The organism is Polaromonas sp. P1_E1_2 (assembly GCF_056406035.1).
The window spans coordinates 1-2,430 of the sequence record NZ_JBFUAZ010000628.1 but is presented as its reverse complement, the minus strand read 5'-3'; the positions used below and the strand labels follow the sequence as shown (position 1 = coordinate 2,430).

Below are 2,430 nucleotides of genomic sequence, written 5' to 3'. Positions count from 1 at the left end.
CCTCCAGCGAGACACCAGGGGCGATCTTGCCGGTCAGGTCAAGCGCCAGCGCCTGGAACTTGATCTTCTGGCTGGAAGACACCCAGCCTTCTGTCTTGATGCCTGCCACCACAGCCGCCGGCCAGACGGTGGAAGTGCTGCGAATGGTCTGCACTTCGCCGTTCGGGTCGGCATAGGTGGCTTCCATCAGCAACTCCTGCGGCTGCCTGCGCTCGGGAATGTCGTTGATGGTGAGCTTGCCTGCGCCATTGCGGTCCAGCGTCAGCGGGAGTTTGTCGGCAATCACGCGCTGGTCCTGCGAAGAGGTGCTTTCCTCTTCGCCCTGGTTGCCGGCGCTACCGCGGCCGGTGCTCGGTGGCGAGAAGTTGAATTCGTCGAAATCGCTGTAGCTCAGGGACTTGCCGCGCACCAGCGCCGACACCCGTACGGGCAGGGCCACGGCGCCGCCGCCCGCCACGTAATTGATCTGCACGTCGGTTGGCACGGACTTCACATTGACGAGTGGCTTTTTATCGGAAGGATTGATGCGGCCTTCAAGCACCGGCAAACGGAACTCTTCCACACGGAACTGCCCGCTGGAAAAACTGCGCTCGCGGCTGCCGCGTTCGCCCTTGAGCTGCACTTCATACACACCCAGCTTGGCAGCAGGCGGAATGGCAAAGGTGTTTTCGGCGCTTTGCCCGCCCGTGGCGGTCTTGCGCCAGGTGATCGGCTGGGTGTATTGCTGGCCGCTGCCGACATGCGTGATGACCAGCGTGGCGGGTGCGCCTTCGGGCAGGCCAAAACCCTTGCTGGTTTCAGTGCGCAGCAGGTGTTTCATCGACACCGTTTCGCCGGCGCGGAACAGCGTGCGGTCAAAGACAGTGTGTGCCCGTTCGTTGGGCAGGGGGTCGCGGCTGGTCGGCACGTTGAAGCGCCAGGGTTCAATGCCCTTGTGCCAGTCGCTCCAGGTGAAGGCCAGGTCTTCAATGCCGGCCACTGAGCTGCGCGCACTCACGAAATAGGCATTGGCGGAGTCGCTACCCGGGCAGCGTGGAGGCTCGGAAGACAGGCCGCTGAAATTGGCGATGCCCTGTGCGTTGGTGACAGCCTTGGCGATCTCGGTGCCGTTGCAGCCCGAGACGCGCACCGTGGCGCCAGCCACCGGGGCGCCCTTGTCGAGCGTGGTGACCCAGGCCAGCGAGTTCTCGCGGCCCAGCTTGAAGTGCACGCCCAGGTTGGTCACCAGGGCGGAAGTGCGCACATACATGGTCCGGCTATTGCCGTAGCGTTCGTCGAGCAGCGAGCTGCCCAATTTTTGCGAAGCGATCTCGACCACGTGAAAACCGGGTGCCAGCGGGATGCCGACCACCTCAAACGGACGTGGGTCGGTGCCTGCGGCGGGCTTGGGCAGGTCCAGTGTCTTCACGCCGGCCTGGCCGGCCAGCAGCGATACCATGCGCGACTGGACATAGTCGCGATCGCGCGATTCGAGTGGTTTGGGTAGCGGCCCCTTGATATCAGCAGCCGCTGCCTTGCGTGAAACCTGGTAGTCGTCGTAGCGCTGTACCTTGCGGAACCAGGCAATGATGTCGGCGTCGGTGCGGGGCTGGAGGTCGCTGACCTTTCCGGCCGGTGCCGCGCCGGGTGTGAGCCCTTTCACGGGCAGCAGGGCTTCGACATTGCGCAGCGTGACGGGCAGCAGGGCCGGGTCGCCCGGTTTGGTGTTGGGTTCGGCAAAGCGTTCGACGATGCCGAAGGGAGAGGCGGCGAACTTGGCCAATGGCGGCATGGAGCCTGTAGCCACCTTGAGCGGGAAGCTGTCGGCATTGCGCAGCGTGCGGCCCGAAGCATCCTTGAAACCTCTGGGCAGCTCCAGCATGAATTGCCCCTGTTCAGGAAACAGCGGCTTGAAGGTSACGTTGCTGACCAGGCTGTCGCCGTCACTGTTGCCTTCCTCGAAGGCGGGCTTGAACGTGTCCTTGTCGCCCTTCAGGCGTATGGCCTCGGCCAGCTTGCGCGGCACGGGGGTGTTGAAGTTCAGGGTCATGGGCCGCATCGGCAGGCAGGCCGACTGGGCGTTTTCGCGTTCGCAGGTGAAGCTGGCCGCAAACGGCTCGCGTACCTGGAAGTTGTAGCGTTTTTCCACCGAATTGGGTATGCCGCTGGGTGTGCTGACGCCTTTGCCGTACACCAGCTGCACTTTGGCAGCCGATGTCAGGCGCCGGTTGCAGGTCAGGGTGGCGTAGCGCAGCGGATCCTGGGCTGCAGCCTTTTCCAGGCCCAGCGACTTGAGCAGTTCGTTGCGCTCGTTACCGTCGATGAGCTTGACAGGAACACGTTCACCCAGGCCTTCCACGTTGCACCAGACGTTTTCGCGAATGCTGGCCAGTGTGGCGGCGCCGTTGAACTGCAGCACGAAGTACTGTTCTTCGTCGATGCGCTCATAGG

The 2,430-nt window shown here is 63.5% G+C and carries 1 protein-coding gene; it reads right to left on the bottom strand.

Annotated features, from left to right (window positions below; translation table 11 throughout):
* On the bottom strand, positions 1 to 2,430 hold a 2,430-nt coding region (locus tag AC1D1P_RS20955), incomplete at both ends, for an MG2 domain-containing protein (protein WP_477674290.1).